Origin of the sequence: Comamonas sp. JNW (genome assembly GCF_003105075.1) — a bacterium.
GTDB lineage: Bacteria > Pseudomonadota > Gammaproteobacteria > Burkholderiales > Burkholderiaceae_C > Comamonas > Comamonas squillarum.
Genome location: NZ_QETI01000012.1, coordinates 44,070 through 64,768, shown reverse-complemented (window position 1 = coordinate 64,768; position 20,699 = coordinate 44,070). Strand labels below are relative to the sequence as shown.

The 20,699-nt window shown below is 61.0% G+C and carries 15 protein-coding genes and 1 tRNA gene; 7 read left to right on the top strand and 9 right to left on the bottom strand.

Annotation, left to right across the window (positions count from 1 at the left end):
- The first annotated feature begins 373 nt into the window (after nt 1-373).
- The 5 genes from DCO45_RS16920 (at nt 374) to DCO45_RS16900 (ending at nt 7,771) form a co-directional block, all read left to right on the top strand.
- Entirely contained in the window at nt 374-925 is a 552-nt protein-coding gene (locus DCO45_RS16920) for a sigma-70 family RNA polymerase sigma factor (RefSeq protein ID WP_116926910.1), read from the top strand.
- Complete coding sequence (locus tag DCO45_RS16915; protein WP_116926909.1) at nt 922-2,133, top strand: FecR domain-containing protein; 1,212 nt, start codon at nt 922-924, stop codon at nt 2,131-2,133. The genes DCO45_RS16920 and DCO45_RS16915 overlap by 4 nt, the downstream gene beginning before the upstream one ends.
- Nucleotides 2,134-2,299: 166 nt before the next feature.
- Nucleotides 2,300-4,708, top strand: a complete 2,409-nt coding sequence (locus DCO45_RS16910; RefSeq protein WP_116926908.1) for a TonB-dependent receptor — start codon at nt 2,300-2,302, stop codon at nt 4,706-4,708.
- A 66-nt stretch (nt 4,709-4,774) separates the two neighbouring features.
- Entirely contained in the window at nt 4,775-6,736 is a 1,962-nt protein-coding gene (locus DCO45_RS16905) for an ABC transporter permease (RefSeq protein ID WP_116926907.1), read from the top strand.
- 618 nt (nt 6,737-7,354) lie between these two features.
- Entirely contained in the window at nt 7,355-7,771 is a 417-nt protein-coding gene (locus tag DCO45_RS16900) for a hypothetical protein (RefSeq protein ID WP_116926906.1), read from the top strand.
- A 216-nt stretch (nt 7,772-7,987) separates the two neighbouring features.
- Here DCO45_RS16900 and DCO45_RS16895 read toward each other — a convergent pair whose 3' ends face one another.
- From DCO45_RS16895 to DCO45_RS16875, 4 genes are all read right to left on the bottom strand, one after another.
- Complete coding sequence (locus tag DCO45_RS16895; RefSeq protein ID WP_116926905.1) at nt 7,988-9,859, bottom strand: DUF2075 domain-containing protein; 1,872 nt, start codon at nt 9,857-9,859, stop codon at nt 7,988-7,990.
- A complete protein-coding gene (locus DCO45_RS16890) occupies nt 9,856-10,230 on the bottom strand; it encodes a nucleotide pyrophosphohydrolase (protein ID WP_116926904.1) in 375 nt (124 codons plus the stop codon). The genes DCO45_RS16895 and DCO45_RS16890 overlap by 4 nt, the downstream gene beginning before the upstream one ends.
- 435 nt (nt 10,231-10,665) lie before the next feature.
- On the bottom strand, nt 10,666-11,172 hold the full coding sequence (locus DCO45_RS16885) for a hypothetical protein (protein WP_116926988.1): 507 nt from the start codon (nt 11,170-11,172) through the stop codon (nt 10,666-10,668).
- 593 nt (nt 11,173-11,765) lie between these two features.
- Nucleotides 11,766-11,972 carry a hypothetical protein gene (locus DCO45_RS16875; protein ID WP_116926902.1) on the bottom strand — a complete coding sequence of 69 codons (207 nt, stop codon included), beginning with the start codon at nt 11,970-11,972 and terminating at the stop codon, nt 11,766-11,768.
- Between the two features lie 639 nt (nt 11,973-12,611).
- Here DCO45_RS16875 and DCO45_RS16870 point away from each other — a divergent pair.
- Both DCO45_RS16870 and DCO45_RS16865 read left to right on the top strand, forming a co-directional pair.
- The gene (locus tag DCO45_RS16870) at nt 12,612-13,970 is read left to right on the top strand and encodes a hypothetical protein (protein ID WP_116926901.1); all 1,359 of its coding nucleotides are present in this window, start codon (nt 12,612-12,614) and stop codon (nt 13,968-13,970) included.
- A 625-nt stretch (nt 13,971-14,595) separates the two neighbouring features.
- Entirely contained in the window at nt 14,596-14,883 is a 288-nt protein-coding gene (locus DCO45_RS16865) for a helix-turn-helix transcriptional regulator (RefSeq protein ID WP_116926900.1), read from the top strand.
- A gap of 122 nt (nt 14,884-15,005) precedes the next feature.
- Here DCO45_RS16865 and DCO45_RS16860 read toward each other — a convergent pair.
- The 5 genes from DCO45_RS16860 to DCO45_RS16840 form a co-directional block, all read right to left on the bottom strand.
- Nucleotides 15,006-15,081: transfer RNA gene (locus tag DCO45_RS16860), tRNA-Thr, on the bottom strand.
- Nucleotides 15,082-15,134: 53 nt separating this feature from the next.
- Entirely contained in the window at nt 15,135-16,142 is a 1,008-nt protein-coding gene (locus DCO45_RS16855; RefSeq protein ID WP_021026772.1) for a class 1 fructose-bisphosphatase, read from the bottom strand.
- Nucleotides 16,143-16,180: 38 nt separating this feature from the next.
- Nucleotides 16,181-17,278: a tetratricopeptide repeat protein gene (locus DCO45_RS23020; RefSeq protein ID WP_207788093.1), complete on the bottom strand. Its 1,098-nt coding sequence runs from the start codon at nt 17,276-17,278 to the stop codon at nt 16,181-16,183.
- Complete coding sequence (gene pepN, locus DCO45_RS16845; protein WP_207788092.1) at nt 17,278-20,016, bottom strand: aminopeptidase N; 2,739 nt, start codon at nt 20,014-20,016, stop codon at nt 17,278-17,280. Before pepN ends, DCO45_RS23020 begins: the two co-directional genes overlap by 1 nt.
- A complete protein-coding gene (locus DCO45_RS16840) occupies nt 20,006-20,677 on the bottom strand; it encodes an HAD family phosphatase (protein ID WP_116926899.1) in 672 nt (223 codons plus the stop codon). Before DCO45_RS16840 ends, pepN begins: the two co-directional genes overlap by 11 nt.
- Nucleotides 20,678-20,699: the final 22 nt, after the last annotated feature.

Sequence of the window (20,699 nt, the reverse complement as noted above, 5' to 3'; positions counted from 1 at the left end):
TTTGTCAAACTGACGGAGCGATTGTTCAAGCCAGCGGCGGTTTGGCATAGGGGTTTTCTGACCGAATGTAGCGCTGCGAGAGGCAGTGTACAAAACTATACAAAAGTGTTGGTGTGAGACCGTTGCACGGTGGGCCCTGAGCGGCGAGCTTGCCAGAAATGCCTGAAGCGCCTGGTGCGCGGGCGCTAGATCTGGCGCTGCCGAGCCGTGCATCAGGCACCGTATTCAGCCGCAATGTAAATAAGATGAATTCTCATTTGCATCTATAATTGCCGGCTGACCGTCTCGCTACGCGCTACAGATCCAGCGGCCGCCACATCTTGCTTGCCACCTGACGGGCAATACCAATGCAAGGGATGGGGCTCGATTCGCTGTGGCCGCGCATGCTTATTACAAAGAACTGCTGAACTTCTGCGCCCGCACTTTGAAAAACCGCGACTCGGCGGCTGATCTGGTGCAGGAGGCCTATGTGCGCCTCTTTGGCGTGCAGCAGTCGGGCACCCAGGTGGCAGACCAGCGAGCGCTGCTGTTCCGCACGGCGCGCAACCTGCTGACGGACGAGTACCGGCGTGAGCAGGTGCGCAGCCACCAAAGCCTCGAAGCGCTGGACGAAGCGCAGCAGCCGCTGGCACCCAGGCACCTGCAACCCGAGGAGGTGCTGGCCTTCAGCCAGTATGCGAGGGCCGTTTACCTGGCGATTGAAAGCCTGCCACCGCGCTGCCGCGAGGCCTTTGTACTGAACCGTTTTGATGGCCTGTCGCACCAGCAAGTGGCCGCGCACATGGGCATCTCCCGCAATATGGTGGCCCAGCATGTGATCCGTGCGGTCCTGGTCTGTAAGGCCTGTGATGATCGTTTCCATGGCCGTGCCGCCGCATCAGCACCCGCTGGCCATGGCGCCGATACAAAGGTTCAGCGCCCATGAGCCAGCAAGACTTCCACCACCGCCACAGCGCGCCCAGCCGATCCCTGCCACCTTCCCACCAGGAGGCGGCCGATGCGCGCGACTATGCCGAGTTCATTGCCGGCCAGGATCCGCTGGAGGTGGAGGCCATCGGCTGGATGGTGCGCCGCCAGGACGGGCTGACTGCCGCAGAAGAGGCGGAATTGCAGGAATGGCTGGAGCGCGACCCCGAGCACGCCAAGGCCTTGGAGCAGGCCGAAGGCGTTTGGGGCCGCATGGATGAGCTGCCAGAAGCCGGCGTGGATGCGCTGAAGGCGGGCTTGCCACCCAGCGCTGAAGGCCCAGCAGCCTTGGCGCCGCCACCGATGGCGGACCGTGCCGCTGCGGGCGAGAGACGCCGCCCATCAGGCGCGCCAAGCTCGCCCGGCCGCCGCGCCTGGTTGGCCAACCTGGGCTGGCTGCTGCCCCAGGCTGGCGTGGCCGCTGTCGCGCTGGGCATGGTGGGCAGCGGCTGGTATGGCTGGAATATCTGGCAGCAGCAGCCGACCTTTACACAAAGTCTGGCGACGGCCCGTGGCGAGCAGCGGCAGCTGGCGCTGCCCGATGGCAGCACCCTGTGGCTGGACACCGCTACGCAGGTGGAGGTGAGCCTGTACCGCCAGCGCCGCGAGGTGCGGCTGTTGGAGGGGCAGGCGTTCTTTACCGTGCAGACCAACAGCGCCCAGCCTTTTGATGTGCTGGCCGGCGCGACGCGCGTCACGGTCGTGGGCACACGCTTTTCGGTGCGCAACACGCGCAGTGGGCTGGGGGAGGAGGGGCGCGTCAGCGTGGCGGTGGAGCAGGGCCGCGTGCGCGTGGCCAGCCGCCAGAGCACGCAGGAGCTGGCGGGTGCCGACGCCGCAGTGGAGTTGGTCTCAGGCCAGTCCGTCAGCACCGATGCCAGCGGCCTGCCCGGGCCGGTGCAGCACGAGGCCGCACCTGCGGCCAACTGGCGCGAAGGCCGGGTCAGCTTTAACGGCAGCACGCTGGCCCAGGCGGTGGCCGAGTTTGAACGCTATGGCGATACCGGTCTGGTCATCCGCGATCCGGCCGTCGGCGCGCTCAAGGTGCATGGCAGTTTTGAGCTGCGGCAGCTGGCAGCCTTTGCCCGGGCCTTGCCCCGGGTGCTGCCGGTGCGCCTGGTGCCCAAGGATGGCAAGACGGAAATTACCGCTGCACGCGGCGGTTGAGGCCATGGTGGAAGCAGCGGGGCGCAGCGCAAATGTACCGCTTGGGCAAGCGTGCGAGATGGAAGCAAAAAATTTTCAAAAAAATTTGCTTGGCGACCTCAACATCTTGGCGAGTCATGCGTCAGCACAGCTAGGAACCTAACTTTCTACTGTGGAGATCGTATTCATGCCGCAACCGCGCTTTCAACTCGCGCCCCTCGCTCTGGCCACCGTGCTCGCTCTGCCGTTGCTGGCGCTCAGCGCCTTGCCCGCCCATGCCCAGGCCAGCGCCGCCATGCCCATCTCCGTGCCAGCGCAGCCGCTGGGCACGGCCTTGAACGAGCTGGCACGCCAGGCCCGCTTGCAGCTGATGGTGCATCCCGACCTGGTCGCAGGCAAGCAGGCGCCTGCCGTGGCGGGCAACCTGACGCCCCGGCAGGCGCTGGACCGGGTGCTGCAGGGCAGCGGCTTGGTTGCGGAGCTGCAGGGTGCCGAAGTGATCGTCAAAAAAGCACCGACCGCCGATCCCCGGGATGTGGCCACCTTGTCGACGGTGACGGTCACGGCCCAGTCCGATGCCAGTGGCGTGACCGAGGGTACAGGCGCCTACACCACCCACAAGGTCCGCACGGCCACCAAGATGGACTTGTCCATCCGCGAGACGCCGCAGTCGGTCAGCGTGGTGACGCAGCAGCAGATGCGCGACGCCAATATGCAGTCGCTCGACGATGTGACCGACGCGCTGCCCGGGGTGACCTACAGCAAGCTGGGCACCGAGCGCTCTTACTTCTATTCGCGCGGCTTCCAGATCACCGACCTGCAGATCGACGGTATGTCCACCAGCATGGCCGAGAGTTTTTCCGCGGATGCCATGTCGCTCAACAACATGGCGATCTATGACCGGGTCGAGGTGGTGCGTGGCGCCAATGGGCTGCTGCAAGGCTCGGGCAATCCGTCGGCCGTCATCAACCTGGTGCGCAAGCGGCCTACGCGCGAGTTCCAGATGAGCGCCGAGCTGGGCGCGGGCTCCTGGGCGGACTACCGAGCGCAACTCGATGTGTCCGGCCCGCTCAACGCCGCAGGCAGTGTGCGTGGCCGTGCCGTGGTCTTCGACAACCAGGCCAACAGCTTCAAGCAGGGGGCCGAAGCCGACAATCGCATGCTCTACGCCATCGTAGAGGCCGACCTGGGCAGCGCAACCACAGCCAGCCTGGGCTTCAGCGCCCAGCGCGACAACCACCAGGGCTATGACTGGGGCGGCTTCAACACACGGGCAGATGGCACCTTTTACGATCTGGACCGCTCGGCCTCGCTGTCCGGCGCAGGCGCGCACCTCAACCGCGACAACTACAGCGTCTTTGGCGACATCAAGCACCGCCTGGGCAATGGCTGGAGTCTGACGGCCGCGTTCAACACCGTGCGCTCCGACGCCAGCTTTGTCGCCAACTACCCGGCGCGCGTCTCGGACACCGGCCAGACCCTGTCCTGGGTGGATGCGGAGTACCAGGACAAGCAAGTCGCCTTTGACCTGCATGCCACCGGCCCCTACACGCTGTTTGGCCGTGAGCACCAGCTGATGCTGAGCCTGAGCCGCCGCCGGGACAATTTCGACTACGACATCTTTGCGGCCCAGGGCTCGCAGACGATCGATATCAGCAGTTTTGACTTCTCGTCGATCCGGGTGCCGGGTTTCAGCAGCACACCCACCACCTATGCGCTGGAGCGCAACGAGAAGGGCGCAGCCGTGGCCACGCGCCTGCGCGCGACGGATGCGCTGAGCTTTATCATCGGCAGCCGCCTCAGCTGGTCGGACTATGCATCGCGCAGCCCCTACACCAACGCGTCATTCGACTCGGGCCGGCAGGTGATTCCGTATGCCGGCGCGGTCTATGACCTGAGCGCCGCGCATGCGCTCTACGCCAGCTACACCGACATCTACTCGATCCAGCAGTACTACAGCCCCAACGGCCTGCTGGCGCCGGTCAAGGGCAAGAACTACGAAGTGGGGATGAAGAGCCAGTTCTTCGATGGCCGCCTGCAGACGGCCGTGGCCCTGTTCCAGACCGACCAGCTGAACCTGCCAGTCGCCCTGAACATGGCCTCGACCTGCGGGCTGACCGGCGCCACCCGTTGCTACACCGAGGGCGCCAAGGTGCGCAACCGGGGCATTGATCTGGAGGTGTCGGGCTCGCCCACCCCCGGCTGGAACCTGGCCGCCGGCTTTACCTACAGCGACCCGAAATACGTGGCCGGCCCCAATGACGGCCTGCCCTACAACACCACCTTGCCGCGCAAGATCTTCAAGGTATCGACCGACTACCGCTTGCCCGGCGGGAAGTGGCGCCTGGGTGGCAATGTGCAGGCGCAAAGCGCCATGTCGTACAGCGGCAGTGGCTATCGCATCCAGCAAGGCGGCTATGCGCTGCTCAACCTGCATGCGGCCTACCAGCTCAACAACCACCTGCGCCTGCAGCTGAACGTGCGCAATGCGCTGGACAAGCACTACTACCAGTCGATCCCTACCAACAACAACTACGGCGGCGTGTTTGTGGGCACGCCGCGCAGTTTTGCGATGACCTTGCGCTATGACTATTGAGCGATTGCCAGTAACTGCGATCAACGCGGCGGATGCAGCCAGCCGCCCCGGTAACCGGAGGCTCCATTGCCGACACCGCTGATCGAACTGCGCGGCATCCGCAAACGCTATGGCGGCAGCAGCACGGGCCGGCCCGAGGTGGAAGTGCTGCATGGCATTGATCTGTCCATCCAGGCGGGCGAGTTTGTCGCCATCGTCGGCCAATCGGGCTCGGGCAAATCCACGCTGATGCGCCTGCTCGGTTGCCTGGACCGGGCGAGCGAAGGCAGCTACCACTTCAACGGCCAAGATGTGGCCGCGCTGGATGCCGACGCGCTGGCCTGGCTGCGGCGCGAAGCCTTTGGCTTTGTGTTCCAGGGCTACCACCTGATAGCGACGGATTCGGCGCAAGAAAATGTGGAGATGCCCGCCATCTATGCGGGCAGCGCAAGGGCCGCGCGGGCATCGCGTGCCCAGGCCTTGCTCGGCCGGCTGGGGCTGGCAGACAAGCGGCATCTGCGGCCCAACCAACTATCGGGCGGGCAGCAGCAACGGGTATCGATTGCGCGGGCCTTGATGAACGGCGGCCGCATCATCCTGGCCGATGAACCCACCGGCGCGCTCGACAGCCAAAGCGGCGCCGAGGTGATGGCCTTGCTGCACGAGCTGGCCGACGCCGGCCACACCATCGTCTTGATCACCCATGACCGCAAGGTCGCGGCGCAGGCCCGCCGCGTGATCGAGATCCGGGACGGCTGCATCGTGAGCGACAGCGACGCCAACCCGGCCAAAGCGCCATCGCAGGCCGCCTTGCCGCCGCCAGATATGGAAGAGGCAGTGCAGAAGCCGGGCACCCAACCCTTCGCCGACCTGCGCGAAGCACTGCGCTCGGCCTGGCGCTCGATGCGCATCCACCGCGCACGCACGGCCTTGACCTTGCTGGGCATCGTCATCGGTGTGGCCTCGGTCATCGTGATGCTGGCGGTAGGCATAGGCGCCCGCCAGGAGGTGGTGGCACGCATGGGCGCGATGGGGGCGACGGTGATGTACATCAACAACCGCAAACCGCCCCAAGGCGGGCCCACGGGCGTGACCACCTTGGCGGACCTGGAGGCAGTAGAACAGCTGCCCGAGGTGGCGCAAGCCATGCCGGTAGCGCGCGACCCAGCCACCGTGCGCTACGGCAATGTGGCCTGGCAAGGCGACACCATTGCCGCCACCAGCGCCTGGCCCGCCATCCACAACTGGCCCGTGGCGCAAGGGCGCTTTTTTACCGAGGCCGAGGATGCGGAGCTGGCCCCCGTCGTGGTGATTGGCAAAAAGGTGCATGAGCGCTTTTTTGAAGGCCGCAAAGCGCTGGGTGAGCTGCTGCTGATTGGCACCACGCCTTTTCAGGTGGTGGGTGTCATGTCGGAAAAAGGCGCCGGCGATGGCGGCCAGAGCCAGGACGACCTGGTCGTCGTTCCTTACCGCTCCGGCATCCTGCGCATCTTCCCCAACGGCAAAAGTTTTGACCCGCACTACACCGTTATCCAGGCCCGCGATTCCCAAAGCGTGCTGCCCGCGCAAGCGGCGATCGAGAGCCTGCTGCGCCTGCGCCACGGCCGCGAAGACTTCTACGTCGCCAACGCCGCCGCCCGCCTGCAGGCTGCAGCCCAGGCCAAGGATTCCATGACCACCATGCTCAGCCTGATCGCCGCCGTCTCGCTGCTGGTCGGCGGCATCGGCGTGATGAACGTGATGCTGATGGCCGTGAAGGAGCGCACCCGCGAGATCGGCATCCGCATGGCGACTGGCGCACGCCAGTGGGATATCCAGCGCCAGTTCATGACCGAGGCGGTGCTGGTGACCATGGTGGGCGGAACGGTGGGCGTGTTGCTTGGGGTGTTGATTGGCGCGGTGCTGGTTTTCTTGGGCGGCGCCGTGGTGCTGTCGGTCAGCGCGATGCTGCTGGCCTTTGGGTGCGCGGTGGTGACCGGCTTGGTGTTTGGGTGGATGCCGGCGCGGCAGGCGGCGCGGTTGGAGCCGGTGGTGGCTTTGGGTGGTTAGGGGGAGGGTGCTGGCTTCTAACGCAGCTGTCGCAGTCGCCGACCGTGACGGCTTCCCGACACAGCCAGGCCGCTACCGCTTCAATGACTCGGACCAAGAGACTCGGGCAGGGATAAGAAGGAAGGGAAGGGAAGGGAAGGGAAGGGAAGGGAAGGGAAGGGGTTCAATAATGCGCCACACCCAAGTACTTCCATTCCTGCCGTGCTACAGTTACGCCGCTGCGTCCGTAAAGCGCAGCCGGGATTGGCGTCCTGTCACATTGCTGCGACGCAAGCCGCAGTCTCCTCCGCAGAGTACCTGCGGCTTGTTTGTTCGTGCCCCTTTTATGGCGGCTCGGGCAGGGAGCCGCGAGGCTCGCCGGTTTGCGCAAGCGGTGTCCGGTACGCCAACCTGTTCGAGCTGCCGCCCTGATTGGCGTCCGGGTGGTGGTTTTTGCAAACCACACTGCTTGGAGTCCACCATGGCTCATTCATCCCTCGCGCGCATCTCTGCGCCCACTTTCTGCGTGGGCGAAGTCGCCCTTATCCAACTCCATCCCGACGTGCACAACGCGCTGAACATGGCCGTACGGGCACTGCCTCTACTCCGCAACCTGTCCCGGAGTCAGGAGGCGTCATCATGAACAGCAAGCCCCAAGCTGCCCCTGCGGCTGCAAAAGCCGGCTCATGCGTTGATACCGACTCGGAAACCTCCAGCCTGGAGGCCGCTTATGCCGATGCCATCCAGGCCATCGCTGACGATGGCGACCCGCCTTTGGACATTCACGACATTTGCAGTCATCGCAGGGCCTGCGGCTTTACGGACGACCTGGCGCTGACGGAGTGCGAAGCCCAAGCGATCAACACGCGCTTGTATGGCTTGAGTGCTATATCGGCTTTGCTGATCGGTGCGGATGATGATGGGGCGTTCAAGCTGAGCAAGTGGCTGCAAGGCGGTCTGCATAGCGCCTTATATGCGCTGACGGAGGATGCGCAGGGGGTGCTGCAGCGGGCTAATGAGAAGGCTGCCGAGGGGGAGAAGGGTGGCGCTGGGTGAACCGCAGCGCTTCCCTTGCTTTAGAGGATGCAGAACGCCAACAGGCGGCATTCGTGGATGCCGGCACGTGTGGCGTTGGGTGAGGGAGCTGCAAGCCGCGTGCGCCCCATTCACTATTCATCAATTTGCAGGGGTAAGAGCTCGGTTGTCGCATACCCATGGGAGCGACTGACTCTTTTGCGCTGCTAGAACTGAAGTTTCAATGCGGTGTGGAGGCTAAGCGGACTGCGTTTGCTTGCCACGGGACCTGAGATAGGCGGCCAGCTTTGCATCAGTCGCATAGACATAGCACCCTTTCATTCCACGCGTCATAAGCGTGCGGTACGTATTCTTGATGATCATGTCCGCCTGCCGTGCAGCTTCAGCAGGCTGCTCCTTGGACATCTTCACGAAGCCTTTCATGGTTTTATCGTGCCGATCGCGCGCTCTGGGTAGAGTGGTAAGTTTCTCTCCGTCCATCACCAGATCAGGACCGATGATCACTCCGATGTAGTCGACTTCCAGGCCTTGGCAGGTGTGGATACAACCCACTTGCTGCACTGAATGGGGTGCCATGATCCAAAGACTGCCGTCTTGGTCAAGATTCCATTGACGCTGGTAATCGCCGATCACCACATCCATCTGCTTGGAGTCCTTCTTGCTGTTCCATGGCCAGCAATATCCGGCGACCACGCGTGCTCGATTGCCGCTGTTCTTTGCCTCAATCGCTGCGTGCATTTCCTCGGGGTCATCGAAAACTTGAAAGTCAAACGGAATATCTTCAAGGCTGCCGTTCGCAGTCGCTCTGATTTGCAACACATCGTCCACCCAGGCAAGGTAACCATCTGAACCTGCACAGCGAAACTGCGAGGCAAGAGCGTACTCCTCAACCTCTGCTCCGCGAGCGGCCGCAAACTTACGGATGGCTGCCTTGGTTCCTACATCTTTGAGCGTTACGCGCTGGTCTTCGTCAATAAAGAAAATGCTGCACTTGGCTGCATTGATAAGCTCCTGGACTTGGTGTGTACCCAGGTTCCCATAGAAACCACTTTTCTCGGTTAGGCGGTGCGCCTCGTCAACAACCAGCACGTCGAAGGCATCCGTGCTTGTTTCAGTGAACGAGCCTGAGCCACCAAACAGATTGACCAGATGCGCGTTCTCTTGGGTCTGGATGAGCTTTTCGCTATACACCGCACGCGGTGCCGCATTCTTGGAGATGTATTTAACAGTCAGCCCTTCTCGCAAGGCGGCGAGCAGGTTTACTGCAACGACCGATTTGCCGGTTCCTGGACCGCCTTCAATGATCACCACACGAGGTTGGTTGGAAGCGCTCGCCTGACGGCATGCAGCCTTTGCAGCCTCGAAGATCTCCTTCTGATCATCGATCAACGCGAATTCTTCGTTGCCTTTGAGAAGCTTCCCGACCACGTCAGCAAGCGCTTTGGACGGGCGAAGACGGCCTTGGTCCAGATCGAACAGTACCTGCCGACCTCGTCCATGGCGAAGATGCTGTTTTATGAATTCTCTGAGTCGCTTGCGATCATCATCACCCTTCAGGAACAGTGGTGCACGTTCAATATATGGTTGATAGTGAGCCGCATCGATGATTCCATCCGCTGCGTAGTTGTGCAGGTAGGCGCAAGGGCGTACTTGCAAACCGCCGTCGTAGACAGCCTCGTTGAAGCCTTCCAAAAATGCGGTGTAGGACCATGCCTGGTAGCTGGGATGCACACGCATTTGGTCTGATCGACCGCCATGACGTAGCAAGACGATAGCATCGCGGTCTGTAGCGTTAACAGAGGACCACTGCTTTAGCTCCACAACAATCAGACGTCGCGAACCATCGTCAGCATGTCCAGCAAGAATGACGTCGATGCGTTTGGCAGATTGCGGAAGGATGAATTCCACCGCCACCCCAACATCGTCGGCAATGTCCGGGTCACTCAGGACACGTGCCACATAGCCAAGGGATTCTCGCCAGGATCGGATCTCCGCCTGCGCCACTTTTCGGTCTGTGGCAGCACGGTACTTTTCGTAAATGACATCTTCGATGTCACGATCGTTGTAGTCGACCAAGAAGTCCTTCTTGTCAGCTTGATAGACGATCATGGCTTTGGCAACTGGTCGTACTTGGTGCTCACGCCTTTGGATAGTTCGATGGGGTACTTGGCAGCGTTGGATGCGAGTTTGCTGCTCACTGCAGCATTAAGGTCAACCCCAAGCACGTCGGCAAGTCGGACAAGGTAAAGCGCGACGTCCGCGAGCTCATCGCGCACTGCTTGGGATGTTTTTGGTGAGGTCGCAGCACCGAGCGAATCCGCTTCCGACATCCACTGAAATATTTCGGTGAGTTCGCCAACTTCTCCGGAGAGCGCCATGACCAGGTTTTTGGGCGAATGAAATTTATGCCAATCTCGCTCTTCAGCAAATTGCCTCAATGCTTGAGCGGCGCCGTCAACGTTAACAAGAGTTTTTTCCACGGGTCATACCTTTGGTCTCAGCTTGCGGTTCAAACTGATCTCGGGATTCGGGCATCGGAAACGATGCTGCCTGTAGCACTAGAGTGCTTCTTCTGCGTGAGAGCGCAACATGTTCGTTTTGAACAGATGATAAGGTTATTTATCTGTGTTCTGATGTTTTTCGGAGGGCTTTTACAGCCCTTCTTCCATTTGCGCGCTGGTGGGTGCAATGCGTCGGTTTATGCAGCGGAGATTCGTGCTGTTTGGCAGTTCCCTTCACCGGCTTTGCGCCGGTCTGCTGCCGCGTGACTTGGCAATAAGCTGAAGACTTGGACTGTCACAAACAACAGAATGGTTGGATGAGTGTCAAAACGAAAAAGCCCGCTATCCAAGTTCTTGGGGTCAGTTCACAACGGTGGCCCTTCTTCATGCACGACGCAACAGCGGCAGCTAGCCTTAGGCAATCACCTGCACGATCTTCATCGCCTCGGCCGAATGCTCCGCGTCCATGTCCGAGGGGTCAGCCTTCTGGTGGGGTGGGACTTCAATTCCCTTCTTGCGCATCTCGTTGGCGTACCATCTCACCGATTTATCGGTCGCCTGCGCACCGTCAATCTGCGCGTTAACCATAGTAGCGATGAGCGCATGTGGATAACCCGTGGGGACCATCAGGAACTGACGGGTGAGCGCGCCAATGCCCTTGCTGCGCGGGGTCTTCGCGGTCTCGGGTTGAGCGTCCGGGCTCTCGGCGGCCTCGGCCTGCGGCTGTGCGCTCGGCACGGCTGCCTCGGGCGTCTGCGGTCGCCCGAAAGAGGCGAGGTCGACGTTCTTGTCGGCCGCGATCGACTCGATCCGCGCGACCGGCTTGCCTCGGGTTGCGAAGGTCTTCGTGTCAGCCTGCTTGTCGGCTATTCGGTTGTGCAGGGCAAGCAGGTCCTTCATGTTCATTTCTTCCAGCTTCATGGCGCGCTCCTGTGCGTTGGGTATGTAGGAGCTATTAGGTCGTGTTCGTGGGGTTTCGGGGGCCGAGGGGCCCTCGAAAAACTTGCCCTCTAACTGCCACACGGCACACCAGCCTCCATAAGCCCTTGAAAAGCAAAGGGGCGACCCATCACGGATCGCCCCTTGGACAGGGCTGAGCAACCTAATGTCAGCAAGATGCTGGCTCTTGATTCGTCATCACTGCTGAACCGGGTAAACCAGAAGCTGCCAAGCAATTCGTCCGTTGTTGGGATTGTGCTGCTTGTGATTCTGCGGGGGTAATGTGTGTCCGCCCGCAATGGCTATTTCGTCCCCACAGTTCGTGCACCGATAAATACCGGGATGCGGGGCCGCCGTGCCTGGCGTATGCGTGGTGTCGAACGCAGCATCGTTCGATTGAGTAAGACGGTTTCCATGCTTATATAAAGCCATTACCCACTCCTCTTTCTAGTTAAAAACAGACGGCTCAAGACAACCTTGTAATTTTGTAACGGTTAGTTTAACTCCAATAACTTGTTGAAAAGCAAAATGGGCGACCCATCACGGATCGCCCCTCAGGCATGGCGGGGACTGCGTCAGTGCATCAACGCCATGTGGGCAAGGTGGAGCGGCAGGGAGTCAGCCTCACGCTGGCTCTGCCGGTCGAGATAGAGGTCGAGGGAGCGGCTGTACGGGATGCCCGCCCTCGCGGCAGCCTCATCGAAGTGCTCCGAGCCGAAGGGAACGTCCACGCGCTGAGCGGTGTCGGCCAGGGCGTCGATCAGTTTGCGGTCGCTGGTCACGGCGCTGCATATCGCATGCAGTGGGCGGTCGCCAGAGCTTGGTCGGGCAGTTCGTGCAACTCGGCGGGCTACACGGGTGAGAGTTGGGGGGAATCGTAGCGGGCATCTCTGCGCTCCGGATCAGTCGTTCCCGCCGCAGCGAAGGCTGCGAGGGGACTGCCTTCTGCGCGTCGCAGAGAAAGACACGTGGGACCCGTCAGTCGATCGGGGCGGGTCACGGCAGTTTGGGCCGCCGAAGGCCGAACTTCGGAGGCTGGTAGCGCCGACAGATCATATATTACCTGAACGATTCGTGCGCCGACACCAATACTACTCGGTCAGGCAGGCGAACCTAGTACGTCCGAATAGGTTTTGGCTGCACGGTGTCACGGACGGCTGCATCAGGCGCGGCGTGGCTTGCCTGATGCAATGAGGCGGCAAACTGGTACCAAGCGGAATAAGTGACACGTGTGAAAAAATCTTGACGCATCTCTTTTTTCGTGGTTCACTAGCGGTGCTCGCTGGATAGCGGGCGGAATATGAACTTGGAAATGGTTCTGGAACGTGGATCACCGGATGGTGAAACGGCGATTGCTCAACTTTGCATGAGTGGTCGCGCCGATCTAGAACCGGATCTTTCTTGTAAAGGAATCCGGAAAAATGAATCCCAATACTGTCATTGTTCGCTTCGAAACCGTTGCGGAGCAAACTGCTGGTCCCGTCCGCCGCATAGTCGGCTTTGCGCACGCGCGCGACCTTTTTGGCCTGCTCGACTCCGCCGATCTGGAGGCCAACCCCCGTTCCGCTAAGGCCGGACCAGTCACAGATAGCATTTTAGAAAGCATAACCGAAACGCCCGAAACGTTTGTTTTTAAGACTAAGGGCATTTTAGTGGGCGCGAGCTCATACGAAAAATTGCAGCGCAACCGTTATCGACTTAGTTTTGAAAATACCAAAATCGAGGGGATTTTGGACGGCGGACACAATACACTCGCATTGGGTACTCACATCCTTATGCGCGCGCTCGGCGATAACGCTATCAAGCGGAAAATTCGCACATGGTCAAATTTCAAAGACCTTTGGGAAGAGCATCGCGATGAAATCGAGGAATTGAGAGCTCGAAAAACGAGCCATGATGACTACGATGCAGATGCGCTCGACTTCCTCGTTCCGCTGGAAATACTTGTTCCGTCAGACCTTGAGGACGAGGAGTCAACTGAGGCGTTTAACAGCTCTTTGTTGTCCATCTGCTCAGCCCGGAACAACAATGTTCAATTGACACTGGAAACTAAGGCTGCGAAAAAAGGGTTCTACGAGGTACTTCGTTCGGCGCTTCCTAAAGGAATCGAAAAGCGGGTGGAGTGGAAGAGCAATGATGGCGGCGACGTGAAGGTTCGCGATCTTATTGCGCTGTCGTGGATCCCGCTTACAAAACTTGAGTTGGAAGATATGCCGAAGCTTTTGCCGCAGAATATCTATCGAAACAAGGGCGAGTGTGCGAAACTTTTTGATGAACTCATGAGTCGCGATGATGTTTCTAAGGCTACTGATGGAGAATATACGCGAGAGGTTTATAGTAAGCAGGTGGTGAGCGCATTGAAGCTTGCTGGGGCATTGCCGAAGTTATACGATAAGATATACCGAGATTTTCCCGAGGCTTATAAAGCGAATGGTGGAAAGTTCGGAAATATCAACGTTGTGAAAATAGCTGGAAATATGCGCACGCAGCCTACTACTTATTTCACAGAAGAAGAGGTCGATTACAGCTACCCCGATGGTCTTATCATGCCGCTCGTGTATGGCTTGAAGGCATTGATCGAGGTTGGCGATGACGGCACCGTTGACTGGGCAACCGATCCCGAAGAATTTCTTGACGAGCATCTTGCTGTAATTGTGCGCAAGTACAGACCAGTCCTGGATGCCTTCCGCTTTGACCCCCAAAAGGTTGGCAAGAATGAGGGCTCGTATGATTTGATCTATGACGCCTTCGAAACACAGCTCGAACGTCAATCGGCGTAATTTCTGACTATCAATGCAAATATCCCCGGATCTCCGGGGATTTTTTTTCACACGGTTAGTGGCATTAGTTTTAATCCACGGTCACCAGAAATCGCTTCAGAGCGTGGTAGACATTGCTTTCCAATTAATCGTCGATGACGGCATCCTCGTAGTTCCCGGCAGCAGTCGTCACCCTCAGCCACGTGCTCTGTGAGGTCGATATCTTGCAACTCCTTGGTTGTCGCTCCGAAGTCACTGAGTTGGTAAAGGGTCGCATGGTTGACAGGTTATAGACTGTCCGTCGATATTGAGCTGAGTGCCCACGATCGCCTTGATCTCGTTGAACAGGCTAACGCCTAGGACCGATGGGGTAGGGGTCTTCGAGCTCCATTGCGCGCCCAGACCTGTGCAGCTCATCGACCGACAGGCGTTGCCGTGGGGGTTGACGGTGACGATGCGTGCACCGTCGAAGCCGCAGCGACTGACACGGGCATCGGAACTGGAGGTGATTGAGGAGCCAGTTAACGCGGTGAGAACCAGTAAAAGAATTGCCGTCCATTTCATGCCTACCTTCCAGAGTAAATAGTCTGTTTTGGACTAATATGAAACGGACTTTGTCGTGCATTGACCTCCAAGTCACTTCACAATGTGTCTCTCGACCTACAATACCGACTACCAGCTCCTGCTGTCCGTTCTCAAGACGGCCCGCAAGCGCATGGGCGTGTCTCAGGTTGACCTGGCGGAGCGTCTTGGAAACACCCAGACCTTCGTGTCCAAGTGTGAGCGCGGCGAGCGCCGTATTGATGCTGTCGAGTTGGTGGAATTTGCTGAGGCTCTTGGAGTTCCGTCGATAGAACTTCTGAGTGAGTACCTTGAGCAGCGTAGTCGGCAGGGGAGGCTTCCGAGGGTCAGGAAGACTAAGAGAAGTCGCTGAGCCACACGGCGTCCCTCGCTCAATGAATTCGCCGTCCTGTGTTTGTTTCTTGTCCGGCAAACGCCAGAAACAAAAAAGCCATCCCAAGGGATGGCTTAAGTGCTTGACATTGCTATCAAATTTGGTGCCGGAGAGATGAATCGAACACCCGACCTTCTCATTACGAATGAGCTGCTCTACCGACTGAGCTACACCGGCGTTAGAGAGAAATTATAGCGTGAAATTTTGGCTCTCAGACCAAATTGCAGAATTTATGCTTCCGTGTGGTAGCGGGTGATGCGCTCGACCTCGTTCTTCGAGCCCAGGACCACGCTGACGCGCTCGTGCAGCTTGGTCGGCTTGATGTCGAGGATGCGTTCGCGGCCGTTGGTGGCGGCGCCGCCGGCTTGTTCTACCAGCCAGCTCATGGGGTTGGCTTCGTACATCAGGCGCAGCTTGCCGGGCTTATTGGGTTCGCGCTTGTCCCAGGGGTACATGAAGACGCCGCCACGGGTGAGGATGCGGTGTACGTCGGCCACCATCGAGGCGATCCAGCGCATGTTGAAGTCCTTGTTGCGGGGGCCTTCCACACCGGCCAGGCATTCGTCCACATAGCGCTTGACGGGGGCATCCCAGTGGCGCATGTTGCTCATGTTGATCGCGAATTCCTTGGTGTCTTCAGGAATGCGCACGTTCTCCTGGGTCAGCACAAAGCTGCCTTGCTCGCGGTCCAGCGTGAACATGGCGACGCCGTCACCAAAGGTCAGCACCAGGGTGGTTTGTGGGCCGTAGACGCAGTAGCCGGCGGCCACTTGCTGGGCGCCTGCCTGCAGGAAGTCGTCTTCGGTCACGCCAGGGTGGCCTTCGGGCTTTTTGAGCACGCTGAAGATGGTGCCGATGGACACGTTCACATCGATGTTGGACGAGCCGTCGAGCGGGTCGAACATCAGCAGGTATTCGCCTTGCGGGTAGCGGTTGGGCACCAGGTAGATGCTGTCCATCTCTTCGGAGGCCATGGCGGCCAGGTGGCCACCCCATTCATTGGCTTCGATCAGCACTTCGTTGGCGATGATGTCCAGCTTTTTCTGTACTTCGCCTTGCACGTTCTCGCTACCGGCGGTGCCCAGTACATCGCCCAGTGCGCCTTTGTTGACGCTGTGGCTGATGCGCTTGCAGGCGCGGGCCACCACTTCGATCAACAGGCGCAGCTGGGCGGGGATGAGGCCGTCTACGCGTTGCTGTTCGACAAGGTAGCGGCTGAGGGTGATGTTTTTCTTCATGGGTGGAACTCCTTCAAACTGGGTCAATCTGGGTGGGCTCAGCGCTTGGGCTGGCGCGCTGGCTGTGGGGCTGGCGATTGGGCCGGTTGCTGCGGCGGGGGCGCTGCTTCGCGGCCGTTCAGCTCGTCGCGCAGCTGCTCGGCGCGGGCCAGTTGGTCGCTGTGGCCCTGGGCGCGGGCATATTGCGCATAGGCGCTGAGCCACTGCCGCGCCTGCTGCGGCTGGTTTTGCTCATGGGCCAGCACCATCAGCTGGAAATAGCTGTCGTACACGGTGTCATGGTCGCCCGCGCTGATGGCGATCTGCAGGCGCTCTTGCAGGTAGTTGCGGGCGGCGTCCATCTGGCCGAGCATGTAGCTGTTCTGCGCCAGGTTGGCCAGCAGGCCGCGCAGGCGCGGCGTCTCGCCCAGCGCTAGCAGGCGCTCGCGCGCCACGGGCAGCAGCTGCTGGTTGGCCTGCAGGGCCTGGCGGTACTGGCCTTGCTCGTGCAGCACATAGCCCAGGTCTTCGTACACGCCCAGTATCTGCAGCTGGGTGGGGTAGTCGGCCGCCTGCGGGATGGGGGTGCTGTTGTCCCAGCGCATCTGCGCGGGCAGCCTGGCAATCTCTTGCAGCGGATAGCGCGTGATAAGCGTTTGCGCCTGTTTGAGCGCGGCCTCATAACGCCCGCCTTCGGCCAGCCAGCGGATGCTGGCAATGCTCAGCTCCAGATGCTGGTAGGCCCATTGCGGATCGCTGGGCTTGGGCATGGCCACCAAGGCCTTTTGTGCCACCTGACCGGCCTCAGCAGGCATGGCGCGGCGGCTGAAGATGGTGGCCTGGGTGTAGTAGAGGCGGAAAAAATCCAGCGCCGGCGCCTTGGTGCGCTTAAGGATCGGCTCAAGCGCCTGCAAATCGGCGCTCATCGCGCTGCCGCTGAAACGGCCGCCTTCGCTGAACACGGCGGCATAGAGCGGCGCAAAGCGCTTTTCAAAATTGTTGCTGGGCGTGACCGCCAGGCCTTCGGGCGCGGTGGTGGCCACCGCCCCGGCGTTGCGGCCGGTTTGGGCGCTGGCCAGTAGGGGCATGGCGGCAGCCAAGCTGGCCAGGGCGGCAATGCCCTGGGCCAGCAGCTGTTGGCGCATGCCTTGGCGCATCAGTCCGCCATCGCGCGCGTGATCACCTCGCGCACATCGTTGCTGAGCTTGGGCTTGGCGGCGACCTTGGCAATCGCGTCGCCCGCCGCGCTGCGGTAGGGCTCGGGCAGCTTCTTCCAGCGGTCCAGCGCGCGGGCCAGGCGGGCAGCGACTTGCGGGTTGAAGGCATCGAGCGCCACCACCTGCTCGGCCCAGAAGGCGTAACCAGCGCCGTCAGCACGGTGGAAGCCACCGGGGTTGCCGTTGCAGTAGCTGAAGATCACGCTGCGGGCGCGGTTGGGGTTCTTGATGTTGAAGTCGGGCTGCTTCATCAGCGCGCGCACAGCGGGCAGGGCGCTGCCGTTGATATCGGGTGCGCTCGCTTGCAGCGCAAACCACTTGTCCAGCACCAGCTCGTCGTTCTTGAACATCTGGTGGAAGCTCTGGATCGCTGCGTCGGCCAGCGGGCTGCCGCTCACCACCAGCGCGCTCAAGGCGTTGTAGCGGTCGGTCATGTTGCCGGCATCCTTGTAGCGCTGCAAGGTCTTGCCAGGCCAGACCTTGTCGCCCGATTCACGGGCGGCCACGCAGAGCATCAAGAGCGCATGGCCTGCCAGTGCGCGCTTGCCGGCGCTCACCGCATCGGGCACATAGGCGCCGGTGTGGCTGCATTCGTCGTAAGCCCAGGCCCAGTCGGCGGCCAGCTCGGTGGCCAGTTGCTGGCGCATGGCTTCGCGCACCGCGTGCACGGTCTGCGGGTCCACCTGGTCGAGCTGCTCGGTGATATAGCCTTCGGACGGCAGGGTCAGCGCCAGGTCCTTGAAGGCGGCGTCGAGCTGCGGATCACGCAGCACTTCGCGCATCGCTTGCACAAACGAGGCGGGCAGCAGATTGGCTTGCAGCGCGGGGGCATCGGCACCGGCGGCGTTGCGTGCGGCAATGGCTTGCAGCGCAAAGCGCAGGCCCAGGCGTTGGCCCGCTTCCCAGCGGTTGAAGGCGTCTTCGTCGTGGGCCAGCAGGTGCAAGAGCGCGTCGTCGCTCTCTTCGATCTGCAGCACCACCGGGGCGCTGAAGTTGCGCAGCAGCGATGGGGCAGGGGCTTGCTCGACACCGTCGAACACGATGGTGTGGGATTCCTCGGTCAGCACCACGGTGTGGTTGGTAGCGCTGTGGGCGATGCTGCTGAGCGCCTGGCTGGGGCGGATGTGGAGCGGCAGGCTGCGGCCGTCGTCTGCCAGCAGGCCCAGGGTGACGGGGATCACAAAGGGCTCCTTGCCAGGCTGGCCCGGGGTGGGCGGGCAGGACTGGGTCAGGGTCAGGGTGTAGGTCTGCGCTTCTGCGTTGTACACACCTTGCGCGGCCACGCGGGGCGTGCCCGACTGGCTGTACCAGCGCTTGAACTGGGGCAGGTGCTGGGCCAGTGGCGAGCCGGGGTTGGCATCGGCAATGGCCTGGGCAAAGTCGTCGCAGGTCACGGCCTGGCCATCATGGCGCTCAAAGTAGAGCTTCATGCCCTTGGCAAAGCCGTCGCGGCCCACCAGGGTGGACTGCATGCGCACCACTTCCGAGCCTTTTTCGTAAATGGTGACGGTGTAGAAGTTGTTGATTTCGAGGTAGCTGTCCGGGCGCACGGGGTGGGCCATGGGGCCGGCGTCCTCAGGGAACTGCACGGTGCGCAGCACGCGCACATCGTCGATGCGCTTGACGGCACGGGCCGAGGCGCTGCCGGCCATGTCCATGCTGAACTCCTGGTCGCGGAAGACGGTCAGGCCCTCCTTGAGCGAGAGCTGGAACCAGTCGCGGCAGGTGACGCGGTCACCCGTCCAGTTGTGGAAGTATTCGTGGCCCACCACCGACTCGATATTGGCGTAGTCGGCATCGGTCGCGGTGGCCTGGCTGGCCAGCACGTACTTGGTGTTGAAGATGTTCAGGCCCTTGTTCTCCATCGCGCCCATGTTGAAGTCGCTGGTGGCGACGATCATGAAGCGGTCCAGGTCCAGGCTCAGGCCAAATCGGGCTTCGTCCCAGGCGATCGAGGCCATCAGCGAGTTCATCGCGTGCTCGGTCTTCTCCAGGTCGCCGGGGCGCACAAAGACCTGCAGCAGGTGCTCGTTGCCCGCGCGGCTCTTGATCTTCTGCTCGCGGGCGACCAGGTTGCCGGCCACCAGCGCAAACAGGTAGCAGGGCTTTTTGTGCGGATCGACCCACTTGGCAAAGTGGCGGCCTTCGTTGCCGGCCCCTTGCAAGTCGCCTTGCTCGACCAGGTTGCCGTTGGACAGCAGCACCGGGAACTGGGCCTTGTTGGCGCGCAGGGTCACGGTGTACATGGCCATCACATCGGGACGGTCCAGGAAATAGGTGATGCGGCGAAAGCCTTCGGCCTCGCACTGCGTGAAGAACGAGCCATTGCTGGTGTACAAGCCCATCAGCTTGGTGTTCTTCTCGGGCATGCAGGTGGTGAAGATCTCCAGGTCGACGGGGTCGCTGCCTTCTGGCAGGTTCTCCAGCACCAGGTCCGAGCCGTCCATCTTGAACGAGGACGCGGCGCCATTGACCATCACGCGGGCCAGGTTCAGCTCGTCGCCATTGAGGTGCAGCGGCTGGGCTGGCACATCGGGGTTGCGGCGCACGCGCATCTTGTTGAGCACGCGCGTCTTGGCCGGGTCCAGATCGAATGTTAGGTCGACCGTATCAATCCACCATGCCGGGGCCTGGTAGTCGGCGCGGTACACGGTGTGTGCTTGTCCTTCACGCATCATGGAGCTTCTCCAAAAATTGGTTGTTGAGCAGGGTCGAAAAATCGGGCGCCCATGCCAGAACATGGGGGCCGCTGAGTTGCTGGGCATCGTGCGTGGTGCCAATGCCCACCGCACGCATGCCGGCGCGCCGCGCCGCCTCAATGCCGTGCGGCGCATCTTCAAACACGATGCAGGCGGCCGGGTCTATTGCCAGGCGCTCGGCCGCCTTCAGAAAAATATCGGGGTGGGGCTTGCCGGGCAGGCCCTCGTCGCCACGCGCAATCGCCTGGGCCGGGGGCTGCATCTGCAGGTTGTCCAGCACAAAGCGTACATTGTCCTGGTCGCCCGCAGTGCCAATGGCCACTTTGAGGCCCATGTCTCGCGCCTGGGCATGAAAACGGTCAAAGCCATCGACCGCGCAGAAGTTGGCGGCAAACAGCTCGCGGTAAATGCCTTCTTTTTCTGCGGTGATGCGCTCGCTCTCTTCGGCGCTCACCGTGCGGCCCATCAGCGCGCAGGCGCATTCAAAGGCATTCTTGCCGGTGGTCTGCGCCATGAAGGCGGGCACATCCAGATCCATGGCGTGGCGGCGTGCGTACTCCACCCAGGCCTGGGTGTGCCAGGGCATGGAGTGAACCATGGTGCCGTCCATGTCAAAAATCAGCGCTTCGATCGCAGGCATTGGGCTTGTCTTCAGGTCCGTA

What these genes read in the sequence shown, in the direction of transcription:
- DCO45_RS16915 (WP_116926909.1), top strand. Translation starts at nt 922, where the DNA reads ATGAGCCAGCAAGACTTCCACCACCGCCACAGCGCGCCCAGCCGATCC.
- DCO45_RS16910 (WP_116926908.1), top strand. Translation starts at nt 2,300, where the DNA reads ATGCCGCAACCGCGCTTTCAACTCGCGCCCCTCGCTCTGGCCACCGTG.
- DCO45_RS16900 (WP_116926906.1), top strand. Translation starts at nt 7,355, where the DNA reads ATGAACAGCAAGCCCCAAGCTGCCCCTGCGGCTGCAAAAGCCGGCTCA.
- DCO45_RS16895 (WP_116926905.1), bottom strand. Translation starts at nt 9,859, where the DNA reads ATGATCGTCTATCAAGCTGACAAGAAGGACTTCTTGGTCGACTACAAC.
- DCO45_RS16885 (WP_116926988.1), bottom strand. Translation starts at nt 11,172, where the DNA reads ATGAAGCTGGAAGAAATGAACATGAAGGACCTGCTTGCCCTGCACAAC.
- DCO45_RS16870 (WP_116926901.1), top strand. Translation starts at nt 12,612, where the DNA reads ATGAATCCCAATACTGTCATTGTTCGCTTCGAAACCGTTGCGGAGCAA.
- DCO45_RS16865 (WP_116926900.1), top strand. Translation starts at nt 14,596, where the DNA reads ATGTGTCTCTCGACCTACAATACCGACTACCAGCTCCTGCTGTCCGTT.
- DCO45_RS16855 (WP_021026772.1), bottom strand. Translation starts at nt 16,142, where the DNA reads ATGAAGAAAAACATCACCCTCAGCCGCTACCTTGTCGAACAGCAACGC.
- DCO45_RS23020 (WP_207788093.1), bottom strand. Translation starts at nt 17,278, where the DNA reads ATGCGCCAAGGCATGCGCCAACAGCTGCTGGCCCAGGGCATTGCCGCC.
- pepN (WP_207788092.1), bottom strand. Translation starts at nt 20,016, where the DNA reads ATGATGCGTGAAGGACAAGCACACACCGTGTACCGCGCCGACTACCAG.
- DCO45_RS16840 (WP_116926899.1), bottom strand. Translation starts at nt 20,677, where the DNA reads ATGCCTGCGATCGAAGCGCTGATTTTTGACATGGACGGCACCATGGTT.